This is a genomic window from Streptomyces sp. P9-A2, assembly GCF_036634175.1.
Lineage (GTDB): Bacteria > Actinomycetota > Actinomycetes > Streptomycetales > Streptomycetaceae > Streptomyces > Streptomyces pratens.
On record NZ_JAZIFX010000001.1, the window covers coordinates 1,607,711 to 1,624,493 of the forward strand.

The window sequence follows — 16,783 nt, forward strand, 5'->3', positions numbered from 1 at the left end:
GGCGGATGGCCGAAGCCGCCTGGGCCAACCCCTCCACCAGGAGCCGGGCCCAGTGGCGAGGCATGGGCATGGACCCAGCTGACCAGTCGCGGCACCCAGATCCGCTACGTGACCACCGACACCACCCTTACGTGCCCCACCGTGCGGTACACCGTGGGCGCGAACAGGGGTTCCTTCCCGATGCACCTGGTGAGCACCCCGGCGCAGCCGCAGTTCCTCACCACCGTGTGCGAGTTGGGCGTGCCTCTCGAGGCATCCAACGCGGTGCTCCAGCAATCGACGGTCCGGGCGGCCGTGGTGCACCCCGCGAACCGTCAACTCCCCTTGCCGAACTGGACCGCGACCACACGTCCCGGCACCATCGGCGTCATCGGCGACACCGGCTGCCGGGTCACGACGGCGGGTCCCGACCAGGACTGCGCGAACCATCAAACCGGCTGGCCGTTCCCGCAGATCGCGACCAGCGCTGCCACTGTGACGCGACCGGACCTCGTGATCCATGTCGGCGACTACCTCTACCGCGAGGACCCGGGCCAGGCGAACGACACGGCGGCCAATCCGGGCTGCACGACGAGGGCGGACAGATTCAGCTGGCCGTGTGTCGTCGCCGATTTCTTCAGACCGGCGGAAACGCTGCTGGCCACGGCACCGGTCGCACTGACCCGAGGTAACCACGAAGACTGCACCGCGCAGCAGGGTGGTGCGGGCGGCGCGTGGTTCCGCTACCTCGCCGACGACCTCCGCGCCGACGGGTCGTGCAGTCCTTACACCACGCCCGTGGAGATCCGCGCAGGCACTCTGAACCTCGTCTCCGTGGACTCCTCGTTCGCCGACCCAGCCGACAACGGAAGCACAACGCAGCGGGCGATCTACACCGCGCAGTTCGAAACCGTGAACCAGGCTGCGCGGCAGCATCCCACCCACGATTACTTCGTGTTCACCCACAAGCCGCTGTGGATGGTGAGATCGGCCGGCCCTCCGGCTCGATGGGTGACCCGTGTCCTCGACGAAGCCGTCGCCGATACGAGCCTGGGCCGGCTGGAGGACAACATCCGCATGGTGCTGTCGGGCCATGTTCACCTCTACCAGATGGTCGATTTCGACGCCGCCCGCCCACCCCAGGTGACGGTGGGCTTCTCGGGCGGAGCACCACTGGATCAAGGCCCGAACGACGCCAACGTCGTCGGACAACCAGTCGGCACGCCGCCGCAGCGCGTCCATCAGTCGATCACCCAAGGAGGGGTCTTCGGGTACGGGATCCTGCGCGACAACGGCGCGACCTGGGACCTCACCTCTCACGACACGACCGGTGCTGTCCGTGGTCAGACCTGCACGTTGAGCACGAGCAGCGCCAACAAGGCATTCATCTGCCACTGAAGGGCGCGCCAGAAGGTCATCGGCGCCCTCCACTCCGGCAGCCGCCCCCGACTGTGGAAGGAGTCCAAGAACCGCAGCGCGTCCCCGACCGGCTCGCGAGCACGCATGGCCCGATCACAGGCCATAGGGCCAACGACCCTGTGTGAACGATGGCGGAGATGTCTCACGGCATCTCCGCCATCGGTGCGACCCGGCTCAGGCTGCCCGGGCTCCCCGTACCGATCACCCTGCGCAAGCCCGTACGAGCCGCTGCGAGATCATTCCCGCGCCAGGTCTCGGACTTCACTCCACTCGTCCGAACGGAATTCCTCAAGCACGGACCTCGGAACCTGCTTGTGGCGGGCGACGATCAATCTGACGGATCCATCCGAGTCCGCCGCCAAGTCCGCCGGAGTATCGGGAGTCAACTCGCGCTTCATCGCGACCATGGACCTCACCCTGTGGTCAGGATCAGCCGCAAGCACCCGGAGGATCTCCAAAGGGAGCGTCTTGTTGTGCGCAACCCAGAAGCGGGCACCAGCGCGTGCAGGCTCGGGAGGTTGGCCTTGAGTACGGCGATGCAGTGCGCTTCCCTCTCCTCGACCAGGAACTTCGCGTGGTCGGTCTGGGTCGGCAGTGCGTCGAAGGTCTCCACCACGCCGGTCGGGTCCAGCGGGGCCGGCAGTGGCCGGAACGCGGTGATCTCGTTGCTCCTGGCGTCGACCTCGCGCCGGGCGAGCACGATACCGTCGCCGCGTAGCGCGGAGATCAGGTGGACTCAGCGGCCGTCGGCGCGGATGGCGCCGCGCAGGGACTTGCCGTCCACCGCGACCGCTGCCCGCACCGGACGGGCCGGCGGGTGTCCGTCCTGGTCGGCGGCGCGGGAGGCGGCGGCACGAGCGGTGAGCCAGCCGCCGATCGCCGCGTCGAGCACGTCGCCGTCGATGCGCTGCAGGACCTGGCGCACGGTCGCCTCACTGGGCGCCCGGCAGGGCCGGTCCGGATCGCGCAGCACAGCCCCGCGGCAGAACAACAGCCGGTCAGAGGCGTCGGCGGCCCACTCGGCGATCGCGGTGAGGGGCCTCGCTCCGGCCAGGACCGCGCAGGCGGCCACGGCCAGGACGTACGGCAGCGGGTGACGACAGCGGGTGACAGCGGCGGCGCGGGTCGGACAGGCGGGACAGCCGGGCCGGTAGGTCGGGCAGTCCATCGGGGCGGGCCGGATCGTAGCCCGCGAGTCGGCCCAGCCCGGTGGGGATGGGTGATGATGGCGCAGCAGGCACGGTCTTCCGTTGTGGTGATCAGCGAACTCGACACTCCATGATCACCGGAAGCCGTGCCTGCAGGCGCATCCGCCACCCGCCATGAACCGCTCACCGCCACCGATTCGGCGCATCAGGCCCATACCAGCCGTTTCGGGCCGACCGCGAGAACGACGGATCCCTGCCCGTTGACTACACAGCGGAACCGACCTTGTCCACGATGCCAACCTTGTTCTCCGCGCGGGCGCAGTGCGCGCCGCAGTACCAGTGGCCGTCCGCCTCGACGCCCTGGCCGATGATCTGCACCCGGCAGTGCTCGCAGATGGGGGCCATGCGATGGATCGCGCAAGCGAACGAATCGAAGACGTGACGTGCCCCGTCCCGGGTCTCGACAGTGAACGCCAGTTCGTAGTCATTCCCACACACTTCGCAACGTGTCATAAGCCTCATCGTCAGAGGCGGGACAGGCATTCGCAAGCTGACAGCGCTGCGCCGACCAGATGTTACATCTGGTCGGCGCAGCGCTGTCACTTCAAGTCCATCAGCTCCAGTATCCCTTCCGTCTACTCTTCAGCCAGGACCAGCGCCTCGGGCAACCATTTCTCAAGCCACTCTTCACGCATCAAAGAACCCTCGAAGAAAGCTGTCCGTAGGATCGAGCAGACGGTGTCGTACGCCTTCCCGCTTTCGCCAAAGCCGAGGTTCAGCGTCACGCCTTCCCCTGCGTCTTGTTCTCATTCGCAGTCGCGCTCGGCCTGCCCGTTCGAGTCTCCAGGGCCCAATGGCGGTACTTGTTCCGCACCGTGACGTGGCTGATTTTCAACCATTCCCCTCTCCGTCAACCTTGGGTGAGATCAGCCCCTTGGCTGTATCAGCGGGGTTCTCTGTGTTGATGGCGGGTGACCGATCCTGCAGCCCGTTCACAAACGCCATCCGAATCTTCAGATCAGGGCCCTGCCACATCAGGTCAGTCCTCGTCACCTCCCGCGGTCGCAAGTATGTGATGGATGTCGTCCAGAGCGCCCTCCCTCAGCACCGGCGCTCGTGACAGCCAGTACTCAAGCCACTCACTGTTCGCCATAACCGCTGTCCACCCACCCCTCTTCGAGGTATCAGCCACATCACAGAGGAGAGCGCACGTCTTCGACTGCTTCTCCTGTGTGATTCACCGCATGGCCCTCATCTGCGAGCACTGCCGGGTGCAGATCATCGGCCAGGGAGTGGAGGCGAACGGGCACTGGTACTGCGACGCCCACTGCGCCCGCGCGGAGGGGAGGACGGGGATCGTCGACCGGGTGTGAGGACGTACCCGCCTCAATGCACCCCCCGGCTCTGGTTGTACGGTCGTGGGGTGTACCGCTTCCTGTTGTCCCGCCAGTGGGTGATCCTCACCCTGCTGGCGCTCACGCTCATCCCGACGATGGTCGAGCTGGGCTTCTGGCAGTTGCACCGCCACGAGCGCCGGGTCGCGCTGAACCAGGTGATCGCCGACTCCCTGGCGGCGAAGCCGGTCCCCGTCGAGTCGCTGACCGCGCCCGGGGCGAAGGTCGACGGTGACCACCTGTACCGCGGGGTGACGGCCAAGGGCGGCTTCGACGCCTCCGACGAGGTCGTCGTGCGCCGCCGCACCAACGCGGACGAGGAGGTCGGCTATCACGTCCTGACCCCCTTCGTCCTCGACGACGGCAAGGTCCTGCTGGTCAACCGGGGCTGGATCCCCGCGGACAGTCCGAGTCAGACCGCGTTCCCGAAGGTTCCCGCGCCGCCCGAGGGCGAGCTCACCATCACCGGGCGGCTGATGCAGGACCAGACGACCGAGGACAGCGGCATCAAGAACCTCCAGGGCCTGCCGGACCGGCAGATCATGCTGATCAACAGCGAGCTGGAGGCCGACCGTCTCGGCAAGGAGGTCCTGGGCGGCTACGTCGACCTGACCGACCCCGCGCCGGGCGGCGACACCCCGGAGCCGATCCCCTCGCCCGAGCACGACGGGACCGGCATCCACATGGCATACGCCGTCCAGTGGTGGCTGTTCGCCGTGGGCGTCCCCGTGGGCTGGGTCGTCCTCGTCCGCCGCGAGGTCCGGGAGCGGGCGGAGAAGGCGGAGCGGGAGGCGGACGCCGAGGGCGCGCAGGACACCGAACCCGCGGCGGTGTAGCCCGTCACTCACCCGGCTCCGCCCTGATTGCCGCACCCGGTGGCCGGGCATCCGCACCTCGTGCACCGTATCGAGGACTACGCGCTCATCGGCGACGAACAGACCGCTGCCCTGGTGGGCGCGGACGGCTCCGTCGACTGGCTCTGCCTGCCCCGCTTCGACTCCGGCGCCTGCTTCGCCCGGCTGCTCGGCGACGAGGACAACGGCCACTGGCGCATCGCGCCCGTGGGCGCCGAGCGGTACACGCGCCGCGCCTACCGCCGGGACACCCTCGTCCTGGACACCGAGTGGGAGACCGACAAGGGCCTGGTGCGTGTCACGGACCTGATGCCGCAGCGCGACCTCGCGCCCGACCTGGTGCGCATCATCGAGGGCGTCCGTGGCGAGGTGACCGTCCGCAGCACGCTCCGGCTGCGCTTCGACTACGGCTCGGTGGTGCCCTGGGTACGCAGGGCGGACAGCCACCGGGTGGCGGTCGCCGGTCCGGACTCGGCGTGGCTGCGCAGTGTGCCGGAGGTGCCCACCTGGGGCGAGGACCTCGGCACGCACTCCGAGTTCACGGTCGCGCCGGGCGAGCGGGTCGCGTTCGTCCTCACCTGGCACCCGTCCCACGAGCCGCGCCCGCCGCTGGTGGATCCGTACTCCTCGCTGCGGCACAGCATCGCCGACTGGCGCGCGTGGGCGTCCCGCTGCCGTTACGACGGGCCGTACCGGGACGCTGTCGTGCGGTCCCTGATCACACTCAAGGCGCTCACCTACTCGCCGACGGGCGGCATCGTCGCCGCGCCCACCACCTCGCTGCCGGAGGAGCCGGGCGGGGTGCGCAACTGGGACTACCGCTTCTGCTGGCTGCGCGACTCCACGCTGACCCTGAGCGCGCTGCTGGCGGCCGGCTACCAGGAGGAGGCGGAGGCGTGGCGCAACTGGCTGCTGCGCGCGGTCGCGGGCGACCCGGCGGATCTTCAGATCATGTACGGGGTGGCGGGCGAGCGGCGGCTGCCCGAGACCGAACTTCCGTGGCTGTCCGGCTTCGACGGCGCCACTCCGGTACGGGTCGGGAACGACGCCGTCAACCAGCTCCAGCTGGACGTGTACGGCGAGGTCGTGGACTCGCTGGCACTGGCCCGGCGGTCGGGTCTGTCCCCGCACCCGGACGTGTGGGCGCTGCAGAGGGTGCTGCTGGACTTCCTCCGGTCGGCCTGGCGGCAGCCGGACGAGGGGCTGTGGGAGGTACGCGGCGGCCGGCGGCACTTCGTGCACTCCAAGGTGATGGTGTGGGTGGCCGCCGACCGTGCCGTGCGCCTCCTGGAGGAGAACCCGGACCTGGAAGGCAACGTGGAGAGCGACCTCGAGGACTGGCGCGCGTTGCGCGACGAGGTGCACCGTGACGTGTGCGAGAAGGGATACGACCCCGAGCGGAACACCTTCACGCAGTCCTACGGATCGCGGGAGCTCGACGCCGCGCTGCTGCTGATCCCCCGGGTGGGCTTTCTGCCGCCCGACGATCCCCGGGTGCTCGGCACCGTCGACGCGATCCACACGGAGCTGGGACAGAACGGGTTCGTGCGCCGCTACACCCCGGCCGGTACCGACGTCGACGGTCTGCCCGGTGTGGAGGGGACCTTCCTGGTGTGCTCGTTCTGGCTCGCGGACGCCCTGCACATGACGGGCCGGACGGCTCAGGCGCGCGAACTGTTCGAACGGCTGCTGGGACTCGCCAACGACGTGGGACTGCTGGCGGAGGAGTACGACCCGGCCGGCGAGAGGCTGCTGGGCAACTTCCCGCAGGCGTTCAGCCACATCGGCCTGGTGAACACCGCTCTCGCCCTGTTCGCGGGCGAGGAGGCAGGATAGGGGCCATGGATCTTGGACTGAAGGACCGGGTGTACGTCGTCACCGGGGCGACCCGCGGGCTGGGCAACGCCACCGCGCGCGAGCTGGTCGCGGACGGCGCGAAGGTGGTCGTCACGGGACGGGAGCACGAGAGCGTCGCCGAGGCAGCCGCCGATCTGGGGCCGGACGCGGTCGGCGTGGCGGTCGACAACGCCGACCCCGGGGCGGCGGCGCGGCTGATCGCGACCGCGCGTGAGCGGTTCCACCGTTTCGACGGCATCCTCGTCAGCGTGGGCGGTCCCCCGCCCGGGTTCGTGGCCGACACCACCGACGAGCAGTGGCAGTCGGCGTTCGAGTCGGTGTTCCTGGGCGCGGTGCGGCTGGCCCGGGCCGCCGCGGCGGAGCTGGGCGAGGGCGGTGTCATCGGCTTCGTGCTGTCCGGCTCGGTGTACGAGCCGCTGCCCGGCCTGACCATCTCCAACGGGCTGCGCCCTGGGCTGGCCGGCTTCGCCAAGTCCCTCGCCGACGAGCTGGGCCCGCGCGGCATCCGTGTCGTGGGGGTGCTCCCGGGACGCATCGACACGGACCGCGTCCGTGAGCTCGACTCCCTCTCCGCCGACCCGGAGGCCACCCGCCAGGCGGCCCAGTCCCGCATCCCGCTGCGCCGCTACGGCACCCCTGCGGAGTTCGGCCGCGCCGCGGCCTTCCTCCTCTCCCCGGCCGCCTCCTATGTCACGGGCGTCATGGTCCCGGTGGACGGCGGGGTACGGCACGGGTTCTGAGGACCGTTCCGGAGGCGGGGCCGCGCGGAACGGTCCGGTCGTCACGGTCCGGTCGTCACGGTCCGGTCGTCACGGTCCGGTCGTCACGGTCCGGTCGTCACGGTCCGGTCGTCACGGTCCGGTCGTCACGGTCCGGTCGTCACGGTCCGGTCGTCAGCGGCGCATCAGGAGCGAGGTCACGCGCAGTCGGCCGCTGTGGATCCACACGTCGGAGTACTCCACCGGCCGCCCGTCGTCCAGATAGGTGACCTGCTGGAGGTACTGCACCGGGCTGCCCTGTTCCACGGCCAGGGCGGCGGCGGTCTCCTCGGTGGCCGCCTCGGCGCTGAACGTGCGGCGGGCGGTGGCGATCCGGAGACCGAACGTGCCCTCCAGCTCGCCGAAGAGACTCGAGGACATGGCCAGTTCGACGGCGGCCTTCTCCTGCGCGCTGAGCAGCAGCATGACCTTGACAGGGCCTCCGAAAGCACGGACCACACCCGCGATGTCCTCGCGGAACTCGTCGTACTTGCCGCTCCTGAGCCAGCCGACCTGCACACCGATGTCGAGCTGGGTGGCGCCGGGCCGGGCTGTCTCGGCCGCTTCGGCCGCCTTGCCCGCGCTGGTTCGGAGCGCCCGCGCGTCTTCGCGGGGAACCGGTGGATGCGCCGGGGCGCTCAGCTGACCCGTTCCGCTCGGTGTTTGACCGCGCTGAGGCGGACCTCGGCCGGGAGCGTGGTGAGGCCCGCCGATTCGCGGGCGTGGGCCAGGGCTCCGGTGGTGAGGGTGTCCAGCGCGGTGCCGGGGTCGGCGTGGGGTTCCAGGAGGAGGTGGACGCGGGTCCGCGGGATGCCGCGGCGGCCGGTCAGCCGTACGTGGGCCTTTTCGACGCCGTCCGGCCGGCCCGCCTCCTGGGCGAGGGCGGTCTCCAGCGCCCGGCCGCGCAGCACCGCGTCGTCACCGTCGCCGGTGTCGACGAACACCTCGGCGAGCCGTCGCCGGCGCAGTACCGCGATCAGCCACCACAGGAGGAGCAGGACGAGGACGGCGAGCGTGGCGATCACGACCGGCCACCACCAGCCCTCGTCCCGCCAGCGGGTCCGCTCGGCCTCGTCCAGCAGGACGTCGTGCCGTCCGTCGTGCAGCCACCAGGAGGGCGCGGGCGCCCCCAGCCCGACGGCCAGGACGGACCCGCCGAGGGCCACCAGCAGCAGCCCCACGATTCCGAGCAGGACACGGTTGACGACCCTGACCATCGTGCTCACCCCTTCCGGCCGGGGCGCCGCACCCGTACCGCCAGTGCCGGCGGCCGGGACAACGCCATGCGCCCGACCGCGTCGGCGAGCACCGCGCGCAGGTCGGCCCGTACGTCGTCCAGTTCACGAAAATGCGACACCGCGCGGACGTCGGCCCGCCTGCGGGTCACCCGTACGCGTACCGACCGCACCCCGGCGGTCTCCATGGCCCGGTCCCGCAGTACCATCGCCGCCGCGTCGCGGTCGAGATCGGCGCGTACGTCGGGGTGGGTGCGGCGCATCGGGAGCAGGTGCCGCAGCCCGGGGGTGAGGGCCAGCAGGAGCAGCCAGAGACCGAGGACGGTGGCAACGCCGGCGCCCAGCAGCACCCAGATGTCGTCCAGGGGCCGCCCGGCCAGCTGGTCGGCCAGTTCCCGGCGCCAGCTCATCGCGGGCCGGCCGGCGCGCACCGCGACGATGTCGTACAGGAACATCGCCGCCACTGCCAGAAGCAGCAGCGCGAGCAGGCCGGCGGAAATCCTGCGCGCCGACCAGAAACGCCGGACACCGCTGCCCACGGTGTCGTCGTCCGGCGCGGGCGGCGGTGTCTTCTCCAGGACGGTGCCCGTGGTGACCTCGCCGGGCCCGGTTTCGCTCATCGGGTCCTCCCGTGGATCTCGTCGGGCGCCGCCGGGTGCAGCCGTTCCACCTGGACGGCGACCTCCGGTACCTGCATGCCCGTCAGCCCGGACACCCGTTCGGTCACCTGGCGGCGTACCTGTCCGCACCGGCCGCCGATGTCGCCGGGGTAGCCGAGTTCGACATGGACACGGACCCGCGCGGTGTCGTCGTGGTGGACGACGACCGTGGCGTACGGCGGCTCGGCGTCCCGGGGCAGCGGTCCGACCGCCTCGCGGGCCGCCTGGGAGGCGATCTTCGCGACCACCCGGTCGGTGATCCTGGTCGTGCCGCGCTCACGCGGCGGCACGAGGCCCGGGGCGCCGTCGGCCTCGCCCTCCGCCGTGTTCACCGGTCCCACCGGTGTCACCGCCGCCGATCGCTACGGGGACGGAAGAAGTCGCCGAACTCCAGGTCTCCCTCGAGGAATCGCCCGACGACGAAACCGACGGCCCCCAGGGCCGCCACCAGCAGGAAGGCCCCGAATCCGCCGAAGTATCCGGCGAAGCCCAGCGCCATGCCGGCGATCATGCCGACCACGGCCATGCTCATGGTGCGCTCCTCAGTTGCTCAGCGGTTCGCCGTCATCGCGGTCACGGGCCCGTTCACCGCCCGGTTTCTCACTGGAGACGGCTCTCCGGCTCCTCGTCCTCCTCGTCCGGCAGCTTCACGTCGCTCACCGCGATGTTGACCTCGACCACCTCGAGGCTGGTCATCCGCTCGACCGCCGCGACGACGTTCTCCCGTACGGCCCTGGCGACGTCGCCGATGGACACGCCGTAGTCGACGACGATCTCCAGGTCGAGCGCGGTCTGCACCTCGCCGACCTCGGCCTTCACACCTCGGGCCACCGATTTCGACCCACCCGGCACCCGGTCGCGCACGGCCCCGAAGGTCCGGGACAGGCCGCTGCCCATGGCGTACACGCCGAGCACGTCCCGCGCCGCCATGCCCGCGATCTTCTCCACGACGCCGTCGGCGATCGTGGTGCGGCCACGCGTGGCGGGGTCGCCTCCGCCGCGCCGGGCGCCCGGCCCTCTGCGCGCGAAGGTGTCCGGCCCGGTCTTCTCGAGGTCGGCGGCCCGCGTCGAGCCGCCGTCCGTGACGTCGCTCATCGCCGTACGTCCCTTCTGATCGTCGTCCACAGGACCACCGTATGCGCCGATGCGTGGTTGCGCGCCAGGGATACGGCAGGCTGGAGGAATGACGGCGGACCGGTGGACTCGGACAGTGCGGCAGCAGTTGGGACTGGGCAGGCTTCTGCCTCTGGGCGGACCGCGCGACGGCGCGTGGATCTTCGAGCGGGCCGCGGGGGCGGTGCTGCGACGCGCGGTGGCGCGGGCCGAGCCGGGGCTGCGCCTGGACGGTCTGCGGATCGAGCTCGCCGCTCCGGAGGACGCCGTGGAGCCGGTGGTGCCCGCTCCGCCCAGCGCCCTGCCACCGGGCTCGCTGCGGGTGACGGCCCGGTTCGCGGCCCCGGCGGCGGAGCCTCTGCCGGTGACGGCGGACCGGCTGCGGGCGGTGTTGTCGCGGGCCGCGGCGGAGCGGATCGGGCTGGTGGTGACAGAGGTGGACCTGAGGGTGACGGAGCTGCTGGACGCGGAGGCCGGGACGGCGGCGGGCCCGGCGACTGGGAGCGGGACGGGAGACACAGCGAACGGACCGGCCGATACTCCGTTCGAGGACCGGGCCGTTGCTCCGTTCGAGGGTCCGGCCGTTACTCCGGCCGATGTCCCGGACTCCGGTGGGTCCGACGAGGACCGGGTCGCCGCCGCGGCGCTCGCCGTACCGGGGGTGTCCCGGCTGACGGGCGCGCTCGGCCGGGCGGTGCACCTCGCGCCGTCACCACAGGCGTCCGACGGTGTCGCCCTGAGCGGCCGTCACGCGCGCGTGGATCTCGCCGTCGGGGCGGAGCACCGGGCCCTGGACGTGGCCCGGTCGGTCCGTTCGGCGGTGTCGGCCGCCCTGCCGGACCGTCCGACGGTGGCGGTCTTGGTCACAGCGGTCGACTGACGCTCCTCAGCGCGTCCCGGGCCCGTTCATTCGCCGAGGCCGGCCAGGTCCCGCAGCCGGCGGCCCTGGGCCGCGCGCTCGGCGACCCGCTGCTCCTCGTACGTACGCTCCATGGCCCCGCTCAGCAGTGCCTTCGTCTCGATCACGGCGTCCCGGGGTGCGGCGAGCAGCGCCGCGGCGAGGTCCCGCACCGCTCCGTCCAGTTCGTCACCGGGTACGGCGATGTTGGCGAGTCCGGTGTTCACGGCCTCCCCGGCCGTGACGAACCGCCCGGTCGCGCAGATCTCCAGCGCGCGGGCGTACCCGACGAGCCCGACCAGCGGATGCGTGCCGGTCAGGTCCGGGACGAGTCCCAGGCCGGTCTCGCGCATGGCGAACTGGACATCGTCGGCGACGACCCGCAGGTCGCAGGCGAGAGCCAGCTGGAAACCGGCTCCGATGGCATGCCCCTGCACGGCCGCGATGGACACGATGTCGCTGCGCCGCCACCAGGTGAACGCCTCCTGGTAGGTGGCGATGGTCGCGTCGAGGCCGGCCTCGCTGCCGCGTGCCATCTCGACGAACGACGGATCGCCCTCGATTCCCTCGGGGGTGAGCATCTGCCGGTCGAGGCCGGCGGAGAAGGACTTGCCCTCTCCGCGGAGCACCACGACCCGCACGGAACCCGGCAGCAGCCGGCCCGCCTCGGTCAACGCGCGCCACAGAGCGGGGCTCTGCGCGTTGCGCTTGGCCGGGTTGGTCAGCGTCACCGTGGCGATCGCGTCGTCGACGGTGAGCCGTACGCCGTCCTTGTCGAGTACGGGACCGAAGTCCTGGGCGGGCGAAGCCATGGGGCGCCTCCGATGGGTGCGGTCGTCCTCCGTACCGTACGGCGGGACCGGGCCCGCCCTGCGGCACAGCTGAGTGACTGCACAGTAACCACCCGCCCGGCCTGTCGGCCGACCGGGTGGCCACCTCGGATCGTGCGCGCCCAGGGGTCAGGCCGAAGCGGCCTTCTTGCCCCGGGTCGCCCCGCCACGCCCTCGGAGCGTGACGCCCGATTCGCTGAGCATGCGGTGCACAAAGCCATACGAGCGGCCGGTCTCCTCGGCCAATGCCCGGATGCTCGCACCGGCATCGTACTTTTTCTTCAGGTCTGCCGCGAGCTTGTCGCGCGCGGCGCCGGTTACCCGGCTGCCCTTCTTCAGAGTCTCGGCCACCCGTGCCTCCTCATGGGAAGTGCGCTCTGGTCCCCTCATGATCACCCCTCTTGGGCCCGATGGCCACCCATTCGGCAAGGTCCGTGCGACAAGGTTGTGACGACAGGAGTGCATCCCCACATACGGAACAGGAGATTCCACGGGGTGTCGGGCGCATCACTGGGCGCGTTCCGCCGCGAAGTCGCAGGTCAGAAAGGTGTGGCGGCCGAGCCCCGGACAACTGGGGGCTCGGCCGCGAAATCGGTGCAGGACACACCTGGGTACGAGGAGATCTCACACGAATGATGGATCACCGATGGGCCGAATGATCCATACGCGGTGGATCACGCCGGTGACCGGCCGTGGTCCGCGGCCGATCGGCCCGGTGCCCGGCCCGGAGTCGCTCAGGCGAGGGCGACGAGGTCCGCGTAGTCGGCGCCCCACAGGTCCTCGATGCCGTCCGGCAGCAGGATGATCCGCTCCGGCTGGAGCGCCTCGACGGCGCCCTCGTCGTGCGTGACCAGAACCACGGCGCCCTTGTAGGTGCGCAGCGCGCCGAGGATCTCCTCGCGGCTGGCCGGGTCGAGGTTGTTGGTGGGCTCGTCGAGGAGGAGCACGTTCGCCGAGGAGACCACGAGGGTCGCGAGCGCGAGGCGGGTCTTCTCCCCACCGGAGAGAACACCGGCGGGCTTGTCGACGTCGTCGCCGGAGAACAGGAACGAACCGAGCACCTTGCGGACCTCGACGAGGTCCATGTCGGGCGCGGCGGAGCGCATGTTCTCCAGGACCGTGCGGTCCCGGTCGAGGGTCTCGTGCTCCTGGGCGTAGTACCCGATCTTGAGCCCGTGGCCGGGTACGACCATGCCGGTGTCGGGCTGTTCCACTCCGCCCAGGAGGCGCAGCAGGGTGGTCTTGCCCGCGCCGTTGAGACCGAGGATGACGACGCGGGAGCCCTTGTCGATGGCCAGGTCGACGTCGGTGAAGATCTCGAGCGAGCCGTACGACTTCGACAGGCCCTCGGCGGTCAGCGGGGTCTTTCCGCAGGGGGACGGGTCGGGGAAGCGCAGCTTGGCGACCTTGTCGGCCTGGCGGACGCCTTCGAGGCCGGACAGCAGGCGCTCCGCGCGGCGGGCCATGTTCTGCGCGGCGACGGTCTTGGTGGCCTTGGCCCGCATCTTGTCGGCCTGGGCGTTGAGGGTGGCGGCCTTCTTCTCGGCGTTCTGCCGCTCGCGCTTGCGGCGCTTCTCGTCGGCCTCGCGCTGCTGCTGGTAGAGCTTCCAGCCCATGTTGTAGATGTCGATCGTGGAGCGGTTGGCGTCCAGGTAGAACACCTTGTTGACGACCGTCTCGACCAGGTCGACGTCGTGGGAGATCACGATGAAGCCGCCGCGGTAGGTCTTGAGGTAGTCGCGCAGCCAGACGATCGAGTCGGCGTCGAGGTGGTTGGTCGGCTCGTCGAGCAGGAGGGTGTCCGCGTCGGAGAACAGGATGCGGGCCAGCTCGATACGGCGGCGCTGACCACCGGAGAGCGTGTGCAGCGGCTGGCCGAGCACCCGGTCGGGCAGGTTCAGCGCGGCGGCGATGGTGGCGGCCTCGGCCTCGGCCGCGTACCCGCCCTTGGTGAGGAACTCGGTCTCCTGGCGCTCGTACTGCCGCAGCGCCTTCTCGCGGGTGGAGCCCTGGCCGTTCGCGATGCGCTGCTCGTTCTCGCGCATCTTGCGGATCAGGGTGTCCAGGCCGCGGGCGGACAGGACGCGGTCGCGGGCGAGCACGTCGAGGTCGCCGGTGCGGGGGTCCTGGGGGAGGTAGCCGACCTCGCCGGAGCGGGTGACGGCGCCGGCGTCGGGGACGCCCAGGCCGGCGAGGACCTTGGTGAGGGTGGTCTTGCCGGCACCGTTGCGGCCGACCAGGCCGATGCGGTCGCCCTTGGCAATACGGAAGGTGGCGCTCTCGAGGAGAACACGGGCACCGGCGCGCAGCTCGATGCCGGAGGCGGAGATCACGGACAGGCTCCAGGGCGTGGGGTGGCGGTGGGTGGCTGAGGGCGTTCCCGCCGTCTAATGCGCGAGGAGAATGGCCATGGAAGCCATTCTAACGGGGCCGCGCAACCTCTTTCCCGGCGCGCGGGTGTGCGGGGCCGGGCTCCCGGTCGGACCGGGCGGCGTTGTCGGTGGTGGGTGCCAGACTGAGCGGCAGGTCGAATTTCTGGCGATCTTCCGGCGATTGTCCGGTTGTGGGACACGAGGAGTGATGACCATGGCAGGCACGGGCGGCGGGCGTCCGAGCATCTTTCCGACCCTGCTGTACGCGGACGCGAAGGCGGCGATCCGGCAGCTCACCGAGGCCTTCGGGTTCACCGAGCTGTCGGTGTACGAGGACGGGGGCGGCGGGGTGGCCCACGCCGAGCTGGTGCAGGGCAACGGCGCGGTGATGCTGGGCTCCAAGGGCACCGGCAGCGCGTTCGACAAGGCGATGGAGGGCTCGGGCCCGGTCGGTGTCTACATCGCCGTGGACGACGTCGACGCGCATCACCGGCGGGCCGTGGAGCAGGGTGCGGAGATTTTGCTGCCTCCGACGGACCAGGACTACGGCTCGCGGGACTACATGGCCCGCGACATCGAGGGCAACGTCTGGAGCTTCGGCACGTACGCGCCCGAGACCGGGGCCTGAGCGGGGAGCGGGGAGGGCTGCGTCCGGAAGGGGCCGCGCCGAGGGGCCGGAAGCGGCGGGGCCGACGGCCCGCAGGATCGCGCGGGCGGTCCTGCGGGGGCGTTCGGCTCGGGCCGGTCCGCCGGTGCGCGGCCGGCCCTGCGGGGCGCGGCCGGCCCGTGCGAGGCGCCGGTGTCAGCCTCCGGTGTGCACCTGGAAGGCGGCCCGGCGGACGGCTTTGGCCAAGGCCGGGTCGGGATGCGCGGCAGCCAGGGCGACCAGGACCTGGACGGTCCGCGGGTGTCCGACGGCGCGCACCTCGTTCAGCAGCGCGGGAACGGTGGGCTGGACCGCGGACTCCAGGTGCCGCACCAGCAGCGGAGCCTCCCCGTGGTCGGCGACCGCGGCGGCGGTGTCCACCCACAGCCAGGTGGCCTCCGCCCGGGTGAGGACCTCGTGGGCGTCCTCGGGGTCGGCGCCCTCGTGCTCGGCCAGCCACAGCAGGGCGTAGGGCCGCAGCGTCGGCTCGTCGTGCACGGCACGGACCTCGGGCTCGGCGGGGGCGCCGACGACCCGCAGCGCCTCGAAGGCGAGGCCACGCAGCAGGGCGTCCTCCCCTCGGGCGGCGTCGAGCAGTTCGGTGACGGCGCTGCCCACCGGGCGGGCGGCGAGCCAGGCGCGGTACTCGGCGCGGGCCGCGTTGGGGCGCAGCTGGGCGCAGCCGCGGAGCATGTCCTCGGCGCCCTGCTCGATGTTCCCGGCGGGGCTCTGAGCGGCGACGCAGATCTGCTCCAGCTTGACCCAGACCGCCCAGCTCCCGAGCGGGGTGAGGGTGGCCTGCCCCTCGCCGTAGGTGAGGGCGCCCACGGCGGCGAGGGCGCGCAGGGCCCAGTCGAGGAGCGGGGCGAGCGGGACATCGCCGGCACCCGGCCCGGTGAGGGCGGGGGCGGGCACGGCCGGTCCGGACTCTGGCTCGGGCTCGGGCGAGCGCTCGGGGTGCGCGGTGTCGGAGGAGCGGGGCCCGTAGTCGACCTCACAGCGCTCCGTACGCAGTTCGGTGACCCGCTGCTGCAGAAGGTCGAGGAGCTGCGGGACGGGGACCGGGCCGGCCGAGAGCTGGAGGAAGGAGAGGACCTGCGGCATGGCCGAGACGACCTCGCCCACGGCGGCGGGCCCGTGGTCCTCGGGTTCCGGGTGGGCGAGCGACCAGGCGTCGAACAGGGCGACCCAGCCACGCAGGACGGCACTGTCGTCACGGTCCCAGGCGCGCAGCCGCCAGCCGGGACGGGCGGTGTCGCCGTGTACCTCGACCAGGCCGGCGAGCCGGGCCGTGTCCCAGTCGGCGCGGACCTGGGCCGGAGTCAGCCCCAGGTCGTCGGCCGCCCATTCGACGGTCGCGTCGGAGAGGATGGCCCGGCCGGCGGCGGTGGCGCTGCCCCGGCCGGGGCCCAGCGCGGCGTCGGCCCAGCGGGCGACGCGGGCCGCGCCGGCCAGACCGGAGCGCGCCATTCGGGCCAGCTCCGCGGGTGCCGGTGTGCCTTCCGGAGGGCGTGGTGCAGGGCGGCGCGAGCGCTGCTGGTTCATCGCCCTGGGGGCGGCGGCCAGGGGTCGCGGGCGGACAAGTCGAAGCCTGGAGTCGCGCGGGATACGGGACGTCACG

The 16,783-nt window shown here is 71.5% G+C and carries 20 protein-coding genes and 1 pseudogene; 7 read left to right on the forward strand and 14 right to left on the reverse strand.

Features of this window, described 5'->3' with window-relative positions; all coding sequences use genetic code 11:
• The first annotated feature begins 108 nt into the window (after window positions 1-108).
• Window positions 109-1,377, forward strand: a complete 1,269-nt coding sequence (locus V4Y04_RS07255; RefSeq protein WP_332426461.1) for a metallophosphoesterase family protein — start codon at window positions 109-111, stop codon at window positions 1,375-1,377.
• 433 nt (window positions 1,378-1,810) lie between these two features.
• On the opposite strand, the gene V4Y04_RS07260 is transcribed toward V4Y04_RS07255, so the two are convergent.
• From V4Y04_RS07260 to V4Y04_RS07275, 4 genes are all read right to left on the reverse strand, one after another.
• The gene (locus V4Y04_RS07260) at window positions 1,811-2,098 is read right to left on the reverse strand and encodes a hypothetical protein (RefSeq protein WP_332426462.1); all 288 of its coding nucleotides are present in this window, start codon (window positions 2,096-2,098) and stop codon (window positions 1,811-1,813) included.
• A 36-nt stretch (window positions 2,099-2,134) separates the two neighbouring features.
• Window positions 2,135-2,566: a transposase family protein gene (locus tag V4Y04_RS07265; protein ID WP_332426463.1), complete on the reverse strand. Its 432-nt coding sequence runs from the start codon at window positions 2,564-2,566 to the stop codon at window positions 2,135-2,137.
• Window positions 2,567-2,810: 244 nt separating this feature from the next.
• Window positions 2,811-3,059, reverse strand: a complete 249-nt coding sequence (locus V4Y04_RS07270) for a hypothetical protein (protein ID WP_332426464.1) — start codon at window positions 3,057-3,059, stop codon at window positions 2,811-2,813.
• 122 nt (window positions 3,060-3,181) lie between these two features.
• Window positions 3,182-3,331 carry a hypothetical protein gene (locus tag V4Y04_RS07275; protein WP_332426465.1) on the reverse strand — a complete coding sequence of 50 codons (150 nt, stop codon included), beginning with the start codon at window positions 3,329-3,331 and terminating at the stop codon, window positions 3,182-3,184.
• 366 nt (window positions 3,332-3,697) lie between these two features.
• Between V4Y04_RS07275 and V4Y04_RS07280 the strand changes: the two genes are divergently transcribed.
• From V4Y04_RS07280 to V4Y04_RS07295, 4 genes are read left to right on the forward strand one after another with little or no spacing between them, the layout of a single operon-like run.
• Window positions 3,698-3,919, forward strand: a complete 222-nt coding sequence (locus V4Y04_RS07280) for a hypothetical protein (protein WP_332432742.1) — start codon at window positions 3,698-3,700, stop codon at window positions 3,917-3,919.
• Between the two features lie 50 nt (window positions 3,920-3,969).
• On the forward strand, window positions 3,970-4,776 hold the full coding sequence (locus tag V4Y04_RS07285) for an SURF1 family cytochrome oxidase biogenesis protein (RefSeq protein ID WP_332426466.1): 807 nt from the start codon (window positions 3,970-3,972) through the stop codon (window positions 4,774-4,776).
• A 60-nt stretch (window positions 4,777-4,836) separates the two neighbouring features.
• Window positions 4,837-6,630 (forward strand): glycoside hydrolase family 15 protein, encoded by a 1,794-nt coding sequence (locus V4Y04_RS07290; RefSeq protein WP_332426467.1) that lies wholly within the window; start codon window positions 4,837-4,839, stop codon window positions 6,628-6,630.
• Window positions 6,631-6,635: 5 nt separating this feature from the next.
• Window positions 6,636-7,391 carry an SDR family oxidoreductase gene (locus V4Y04_RS07295; protein ID WP_332426468.1) on the forward strand — a complete coding sequence of 252 codons (756 nt, stop codon included), beginning with the start codon at window positions 6,636-6,638 and terminating at the stop codon, window positions 7,389-7,391.
• Window positions 7,392-7,544: 153 nt separating this feature from the next.
• On the opposite strand, the pseudogene V4Y04_RS07300 reads toward V4Y04_RS07295, so the two are convergent.
• The 6 genes and pseudogenes from V4Y04_RS07300 to V4Y04_RS07325 all read right to left on the reverse strand — a co-directional run.
• A pseudogene (locus V4Y04_RS07300) lies at window positions 7,545-7,787 on the reverse strand (UTRA domain-containing protein); the annotation flags it as partial.
• A 260-nt stretch (window positions 7,788-8,047) separates the two neighbouring features.
• Window positions 8,048-8,626 carry an alkaline shock response membrane anchor protein AmaP gene (gene amaP / locus V4Y04_RS07305; RefSeq protein ID WP_332426469.1) on the reverse strand — a complete coding sequence of 193 codons (579 nt, stop codon included), beginning with the start codon at window positions 8,624-8,626 and terminating at the stop codon, window positions 8,048-8,050.
• A 5-nt stretch (window positions 8,627-8,631) separates the two neighbouring features.
• Window positions 8,632-9,264 (reverse strand): DUF6286 domain-containing protein, encoded by a 633-nt coding sequence (locus V4Y04_RS07310; protein WP_332426470.1) that lies wholly within the window; start codon window positions 9,262-9,264, stop codon window positions 8,632-8,634.
• Window positions 9,261-9,635 (reverse strand): Asp23/Gls24 family envelope stress response protein, encoded by a 375-nt coding sequence (locus V4Y04_RS07315; RefSeq protein WP_332426471.1) that lies wholly within the window; start codon window positions 9,633-9,635, stop codon window positions 9,261-9,263. Before V4Y04_RS07315 ends, V4Y04_RS07310 begins: the two co-directional genes overlap by 4 nt.
• 14 nt (window positions 9,636-9,649) lie before the next feature.
• Window positions 9,650-9,835 (reverse strand): hypothetical protein, encoded by a 186-nt coding sequence (locus V4Y04_RS07320; protein ID WP_332426473.1) that lies wholly within the window; start codon window positions 9,833-9,835, stop codon window positions 9,650-9,652.
• A gap of 68 nt (window positions 9,836-9,903) precedes the next feature.
• Window positions 9,904-10,398, reverse strand: coding sequence for an Asp23/Gls24 family envelope stress response protein (locus V4Y04_RS07325; RefSeq protein WP_332432743.1), 495 nt, complete (start codon window positions 10,396-10,398; stop codon window positions 9,904-9,906).
• 88 nt (window positions 10,399-10,486) lie between these two features.
• Between V4Y04_RS07325 and V4Y04_RS07330 the strand changes: the two genes are divergently transcribed.
• Window positions 10,487-11,296 carry a nucleopolyhedrovirus P10 family protein gene (locus tag V4Y04_RS07330; RefSeq protein ID WP_332426475.1) on the forward strand — a complete coding sequence of 270 codons (810 nt, stop codon included), beginning with the start codon at window positions 10,487-10,489 and terminating at the stop codon, window positions 11,294-11,296.
• Between the two features lie 26 nt (window positions 11,297-11,322).
• On the opposite strand, the gene V4Y04_RS07335 is transcribed toward V4Y04_RS07330, so the two are convergent.
• The 3 genes from V4Y04_RS07335 to V4Y04_RS07345 all read right to left on the reverse strand — a co-directional run bounded on the left by V4Y04_RS07335 (window position 11,323) and on the right by V4Y04_RS07345 (window position 14,477).
• Complete coding sequence (locus tag V4Y04_RS07335) at window positions 11,323-12,126, reverse strand: enoyl-CoA hydratase/isomerase family protein (protein ID WP_332426476.1); 804 nt, start codon at window positions 12,124-12,126, stop codon at window positions 11,323-11,325.
• 147 nt (window positions 12,127-12,273) lie between these two features.
• Window positions 12,274-12,495: a helix-turn-helix domain-containing protein gene (locus V4Y04_RS07340; RefSeq protein ID WP_018567695.1), complete on the reverse strand. Its 222-nt coding sequence runs from the start codon at window positions 12,493-12,495 to the stop codon at window positions 12,274-12,276.
• A gap of 383 nt (window positions 12,496-12,878) precedes the next feature.
• Entirely contained in the window at window positions 12,879-14,477 is a 1,599-nt protein-coding gene (locus V4Y04_RS07345; RefSeq protein WP_332426478.1) for an ABC-F family ATP-binding cassette domain-containing protein, read from the reverse strand.
• Between the two features lie 253 nt (window positions 14,478-14,730).
• Between V4Y04_RS07345 and V4Y04_RS07350 the strand changes: the two genes are divergently transcribed.
• Window positions 14,731-15,144: a VOC family protein gene (locus V4Y04_RS07350; protein ID WP_332426479.1), complete on the forward strand. Its 414-nt coding sequence runs from the start codon at window positions 14,731-14,733 to the stop codon at window positions 15,142-15,144.
• 174 nt (window positions 15,145-15,318) lie between these two features.
• On the opposite strand, the gene V4Y04_RS07355 is transcribed toward V4Y04_RS07350, so the two are convergent.
• The gene (locus V4Y04_RS07355; RefSeq protein WP_332426480.1) at window positions 15,319-16,782 is read right to left on the reverse strand and encodes a hypothetical protein; all 1,464 of its coding nucleotides are present in this window, start codon (window positions 16,780-16,782) and stop codon (window positions 15,319-15,321) included.
• Window position 16,783 lies beyond the last annotated feature (1 nt).